The sequence below is a fragment of the Arthrobacter sp. Hiyo1 genome (genome assembly GCF_001263615.2).
Lineage (GTDB): Bacteria > Actinomycetota > Actinomycetes > Actinomycetales > Micrococcaceae > Arthrobacter.
Map to the genome: position 1 here is coordinate 421,508 of NZ_DF952471.1, position 5,929 is coordinate 427,436.

The 5,929-nt window shown below is 64.9% G+C and carries 5 protein-coding genes and 1 pseudogene; 4 read left to right on the forward strand and 2 right to left on the reverse strand.

All coding sequences use genetic code 11. The features are described 5' to 3' along the window. Nucleotides 1-15 precede the first annotated feature (15 nt). Nucleotides 16-480, forward strand: coding sequence for a GatB/YqeY domain-containing protein (locus AHiyo1_RS13490; RefSeq protein ID WP_059388914.1), 465 nt, complete (start codon nucleotides 16-18; stop codon nucleotides 478-480). An 83-nt stretch (nucleotides 481-563) separates the two neighbouring features. Here the strand turns inward: AHiyo1_RS13490 and AHiyo1_RS13495 are convergent, their stop codons facing one another. Continuing rightward, nucleotides 564-1,916 carry a uracil-xanthine permease family protein gene (locus tag AHiyo1_RS13495; RefSeq protein WP_059388910.1) on the reverse strand — a complete coding sequence of 451 codons (1,353 nt, stop codon included), beginning with the start codon at nucleotides 1,914-1,916 and terminating at the stop codon, nucleotides 564-566. Nucleotides 1,917-2,104: 188 nt separating this feature from the next. On the opposite strand from AHiyo1_RS13495, the gene AHiyo1_RS13500 reads away from it, so the two are divergent. Both AHiyo1_RS13500 and AHiyo1_RS13505 read left to right on the forward strand, forming a co-directional pair. Further along, nucleotides 2,105-2,710, forward strand: coding sequence for a malonic semialdehyde reductase (locus tag AHiyo1_RS13500; protein ID WP_059388911.1), 606 nt, complete (start codon nucleotides 2,105-2,107; stop codon nucleotides 2,708-2,710). Nucleotides 2,711-2,909: 199 nt separating this feature from the next. After that, nucleotides 2,910-3,410 (forward strand): 2'-5' RNA ligase family protein, encoded by a 501-nt coding sequence (locus AHiyo1_RS13505; RefSeq protein ID WP_059388912.1) that lies wholly within the window; start codon nucleotides 2,910-2,912, stop codon nucleotides 3,408-3,410. Nucleotides 3,411-3,416: 6 nt separating this feature from the next. Here the strand turns inward: AHiyo1_RS13505 and pgm are convergent. Beyond that, nucleotides 3,417-5,080, reverse strand: a pseudogene (pgm, locus tag AHiyo1_RS13510) (phosphoglucomutase (alpha-D-glucose-1,6-bisphosphate-dependent)). Between the two features lie 208 nt (nucleotides 5,081-5,288). Here pgm and AHiyo1_RS13515 point away from each other — a divergent pair. Next, the gene (locus AHiyo1_RS13515; protein ID WP_059388913.1) at nucleotides 5,289-5,885 is read left to right on the forward strand and encodes a DUF4190 domain-containing protein; all 597 of its coding nucleotides are present in this window, start codon (nucleotides 5,289-5,291) and stop codon (nucleotides 5,883-5,885) included. Nucleotides 5,886-5,929: the final 44 nt, after the last annotated feature.

A 5,929-nucleotide genomic window follows, 5' to 3' on the forward strand; every position in this document is an offset into this window, starting at 1 on the left:
ATCGAGGAGCACACCATGTCCACCTTGAAAGAGCGGCTGCACGCAGACGTCGTCAGCCATATGAAGGATGGCAACCGCGTAGCCCTGAACGCCACGCGCAACGTCCTGAGCGAGATCGATACCCGTGAGAAGGCCGGACAGGCGCCGATCCACTTGGACGACGCCCAGATCACGGCCATGTTGCAGAAAGAGGCCGCGCAATATCACGAGGTCGCCCGCCTCTACGAGGAGGCCGGAGAGTCCGAGCGGGCCGCCACGGAGATTGCGGATGCCGAGGTCATCGAGGCCTACCTGCCGGAACCACTGACCGCCGCCGAGGTCGAGTCCATCGTTGACGAGGTCATCGCCTCACTCAAGGCCGAAGGCGTGGAGCTGTCCCTGATGCACATGGGCTATGTCATGAAACCGGTCACCGAAAAGGTCGCCGGCCGCTTCGACGGCAAGGCGGTCAGCGAGATTGTGCGTAGTCGCCTCTCATAGCTACCGGTGTTCGGCTAGCGAGCTGTGTTCGGCGGAGAGGGTTGCCCTCCCCGCCGAATGCATGAATTGCGCTGGGCGGCCCCTTACCGCTTCTTCCCACTCCTCTTTGCCGCGGCGTTCATCGCTGCTTTGGCCGCCGGCGGCAGTCCCGCCGTCTCCATCTCCGGCTCGGCAACCGTCCCGCGCCAACGGGCCAGACCCTTCATGCCGTGATAGACCGCCAGGGCAGCGGCCGAACCCAGCGCGATGCCCGTGAACTTCAATTCGCCGATGGTCCACGTATAGTCCGCGATCCCGATAATCAGTGCGACGGCGGCTGTGGTCAGGTTGATCGGGTTGGAGAAGTTGACCTTGTTCTGCACCCAGATCTTCACGCCCAGGACGCCGATCATCCCGTAGAGCATGGTCGCGGCACCGCCCAGCACGCCGGGGGGAACGGTGGCAATGAGTTCGCCGAACTTGGGCGAGAAGCTCAAGAGGATGGCGAAGGCACCGGCAACCCAGTAGGCCGCCGTCGAATAGACCTTCGTCGCCGCCATGACGCCGATGTTCTCCGCGTAGGTGGTGGTGCCGGAGCCGCCGCCGAACCCGGCGAGGACGGTCGCGACGCCGTCGGCCATCAACGCGCGCCCGGAGACGTCGTCGAGGTTGCGTCCCGTCATCGCGGCCACGGACTTCACGTGCCCTACGTTCTCGGCCACCAGCACCAGGACGACCGGTACGAACAAGCCCACGACGCCGAGGTGGAACTCCGGAGTCTGGAAGTGCGGCAGGCCGATCCACGACGCCGCGTCCATCTTGGAATAGTCCACTTCGCCGCGCGTCATGGCGGTGAGGTAGCCCACCACCACGCCCACCAGGATGCTCAGGCGGCCCAGAATGCCGCGGAAGAGGACGCTCACCAGGATGATCGTCACCAGCGTCACGAGGGCGGTGACGGGGGCCTTATCGAAGTTGGCTTTTGCGGCTGGCGCCAAGTTGAGGCCGATCAGGGCGACGATCGCGCCCGTGACAATAGGTGGCATGGTCCGGTTGATCCACTCAGCGCCGAACTTCTGCACCACCGCGCCGACGAGCGCCAGTACGACGCCGGCAAGCACCACTCCGCCGAGCGCGCCGGGAACGCCGAACTGCTGCTGGGACGCCAGGATGGGGGCTATGAAGGCAAAGCTCGAACCGAGGTAGCTCGGTACGCGCCCCTTGGTGATGACCAGGAACAACAGGGTGCCGATGCCGGAAAAGAGCAGTGTGGTGGCCGGTGGCATGCCCGTGATGATGGGCACAAGGAAGGTGGCTCCGAACATCGCGACGACGTGCTGCATGCCGACGCCGATGGTCAGCGGCCATGCCAGCCGCTCCTCGGGTGCCACCACGTGTCCCGGCCGGATCGTCTTGCCGTTGCCGTGCAGCTTCCATTTGGTTCCGAGCCTGCTCATCTGCGGGAGCCTTCCCTGAAAGTTGTGATTGTCCGGGTGCAACCTTACCGCCCGTACGGCCTGCCGATTCCGCTGTGTGGAACGTCACGTGGCTTCACGGGAAGAGGCGGAGGGAAGTTGAAGTTGCAACCATGGAAAGCATAAGCGCCCGGCCGTCGATGGCTGCGGGCACAGCGAAAGGTACGCGAATGACGATCGCCCACGAAGAAGCAGTGATTGACGCCGCAGCAGTCGACGCCATCTTTGCCGAAGCCCGCACTGCCAACTCCTTTGCCGGTGAGGTCTCGGACGAGCAAGCACAGGCCATCTACGAACTGACCAAGTTCGGCCCGACAGCGTTCAACTCCCAGCCGCTGCGCGTCACCTACGTCCGTTCGGACGAGGCCCGCGCCAAGCTCGTCGAGACCCTCTCTCCGGGCAACAAGGCCAAGACCGCCTCTGCTCCGCTGGTCGCCGTGCTCTCCTACGACACCGCCTGGCACGAGCAGTGGGACAAATTCCTCCCGGTCTACTCTGCCCCGAAGGCCATGTACGACGCCAACCCCGAGTTCACCGCAACTACGGGCAACAACAACGCCCACCTGCAGGCCGGCTACTTCATCCTCGCCGTCCGCTCCCTCGGCTTCGCCGCCGGCCCCATGACCGGTGCCGACTTCGCTGCGATCGACGCCGAGTTCTTCCCCGCCGGTGACCAGAAGAGCTTCCTCGTGGTCAACATCGGCCAGCCGGGTCCGGACGCCTTCGGCGAAGCCAAGCCGAAGTTCGCGTACGAGGATGTCGTCCGTACCGTCTAACCCTCGCTCACCTTTAGGGCCTTTTCCGCCGACGCTCGCTCACTCTTGTGAGTGAGCGTTCGCGCTTAAGGCGGTATATCTGAGCGGGCGTTGTCCTCGAGCGACGCTCGCTCACCTTTAGCGCCTTTTCGAGCGACCCTCGCTCACCTTTGGGAATGATCGTCGCCGGGGGAGGGCGTCGCGGTGGCAAAATTTCCTTATGCGGAACCTCATTCTCGTGGCGTTCGTCGAAGCCGTGGCTGACGGGCTCGTCTTCCCACGCAGTGACTGGCCGCTGCACATCACCCTGTTGAGGTTCGACGTCGAGCCCTCCGATGGTGTCGACGTCGCCGCGCGCCTCAGCGAGCTTGTGACGGCCCCCGCGATGGGCGCCCTCGGGGCTGAACTGACGGTGGGGCCCGACGCCGGATTCGGTCACCAAGGGTCCATCCCGGTCAGCCTGGTGGAACACCATCCCATTTTGCAGGGTCTGCATGAGGAACTGTTCGAAGCCATGGAGAGTGTCGGTGGGCGCGCGGCAACCCCGCGATACGTCATGGAGAACTACCGTCCGCACATTTCGCATCACGACGGCAAGCGCCCCAAGCCGGGTGACGCCGTCGTGCTCGATCAGATCGCACTGGTGGACATGGCGCCGGAAGGCAACCACACGATCCGGCGGATCCTGAAAGTGTGGCGCCTCCCGGCGGAGCCAAACTAGCGAGGTCTAGGAGATCACGCCGTCCACGAGCGCCTTGGCCTCTTCTTGGACCTGCTTGAGGTGGTCGGCTCCCTTGAAGGACTCGGCGTAGATCTTGTAGACGTCCTCGGTTCCCGACGGACGGGCCGCGAACCAGGCGTTCTCTGTGACAACCTTGAGCCCGCCGATCGAGGCGCCGTTGCCGGGAGCCTCGGTCAACTTGGCGGTGATGTCCTCGCCCGCCAGCGTGGTGGCTGTGACATCCGCGGCGGAGAGCTTGCCGAGCTTGGCCTTCTGCTCCCGCGTCGCAGCGGCGTCGATCCGGGCATAGACGGGCGCGCCGAACTGGTCCGTGAGGCCCTTGTAGAGCTGCGACGGCGACTTGCCGGTGACGGCCGTGATCTCCGATGCCAGGAGGGCCAACAGGATGCCGTCCTTGTCGGTGGTCCAGACGCTTCCGTCGCGCTTGTTGAAGGAGGCGCCCGCGGATTCTTCGCCGCCGAAGGCACCCTCGCCCGAGAGCAGGCCGGGAACGAACCACTTGAAGCCCACGGGAACTTCCACGAGCTTGCGGCCCAGCCCCGCGGCAACGCGATCGATGATGGAGGAGGAGACAAGGGTCTTGCCGACGACGGACTCCGGGTTCCAGCCTGTGCGGTTGCGGTATAGGTAGTCGATCGCGACGGCGAGGTAGTGGTTCGGGTTCATCAAGCCGCCGTCGGGCGTCACGATGCCGTGGCGGTCGGCGTCGGCGTCGTTTCCGGTGGCAACGTCGAAGGCGCCCGTTCCGGCCGAAGCACTGTCCGACATGCGCTTGATGAGTGAGGCCATGGCCGACGGCGAGGAGCAGTCCATGCGGATCTTCTCATCCCAGTCGAGGGTCATGAAAGCCCACTGCGGGTCCACGGTGGGGTTGACCACGGTCAGGTCGAGCTGGTGGCGTTCGCCGATTTCACCCCAGTAGTCCACGGATGCGCCGCCCATGGGGTCCGCGCCGATGCGTACGCCGGCGGTGCGGATCGCATCGAGGTCCAGGACGGAAGGGAGATCGTCCACGTAGCTGCTCAGGAAATCGAACTTGCCCGTGCCATCCGCTTTGAGGGCGTCGTTCAACGGAATCCGCTTGACGCCGCGCAGCCCGTTTTCCAGGAGCTCGTTGGCGCGGTTGGCGATCCAGCCGGTGGCGTCGGTGTCTGCAGGGCCGCCGTGCGGGGGGTTGTACTTGAAACCGCCGTCGGCCGGAGGGTTGTGGCTCGGGGTGACCACGATGCCGTCTGCCTGGGGCTGCCCGGGGCCGGCTTCGTTGTTGTATTTCAGGATCGCGTGGCTCAGGGCGGGGTGGGCGTGTAGCCGTGGCGCGCGTCGATCAGTACGTTGACACCGTTGGCGGCGAGGACCTCAAGGGCGGAATTCTGCGCCGGTTCGCTGAGCCCGTGGGTGTCCTTGGCCAGGAAGAGTGGGCCGGTGATGCCTTGCCCGGCGCGGTATTCCACGATCGCCTGGGTGATGGCGAGGATATGCCCTTCATTGAATGAGGCCTTGAGGCTCGACCCCCGATGCCCGGAGGTGCCGAAGGCAACGCGTTGTGCGGGATCACTAAGATCCGGCGTCACGTCGTAGTACGCGTCAAGAAGAGCGGTGATGTCTACAAGGTCCTGGGGAAGGGCAACAGTGCCCGCACGGCTAGCCATTGACCCAGCATGCCAGACCGCCCGGTGCGCTAGAAGAGAAAACCGACTATTGCGGGGCCTGTGACTTCGTATTTCCGCATGATCGACGAAGATTCACTGCCCGTTTACCGGAGTGCGGCATGGCGTTGCGGAGCCGGGGCTCTGCGAGCTTATGTGCGCCTTCGCTCGGCGGTAGGCTGGGCACAAAGACTCGCAAGGGGGATATTCCATGACCGACCAGCCAGCTAAACCCGAGAACGCTCCCGAGGGTGACGAACCGCCCAAGGGCTACGAGCCACCGTCGTACATTCCGCCTGCACCCCAAGCCGGTGAGAACCCGTATGGCGAGCAGCCGTTTGCCTCGCCGGCGGCTTCCGGCCCCTACGGCCAACCACAGCCGCAACAGCCCCAGGGTGGTCCGGCTCAGTACGTCCAGCCGCCCTATGGCCAGCAGCCGGCCAGCCCTTACGGCCAGCCCGCTTCGCCGTATGGTCAACAACCTCCCCAAGGACCGCCTGGCTACGGGCAGCCGGCCAGTCCCTACGGCCAGCCCGCCTACTACGGCATGCCGGTCGAGCCGAAGGGCCTGAGCATTGCGAGCATGTGCTGCGGGATCGCGGTCTTCGTGGGCCTTGGCTTCTTCGTCCTGCCCCAGATTGCCGCGGTGATCCTCGGCCACATGGCCCTCAGGAAGGAACCAGCCGGCAAGGGCATGGCCATCGCGGGCCTTGTACTGGGATACCTGGGGATTGTTGCCGTAACCATCTTCTGGGTCTTTGTCGCGATTTTTGCCGCCACGGCTTCGCGTTACAACTACAACTACTAGCGACAACGACGGCGGCCGGTGCGCCTGGCGGGAAACCCGCCGAA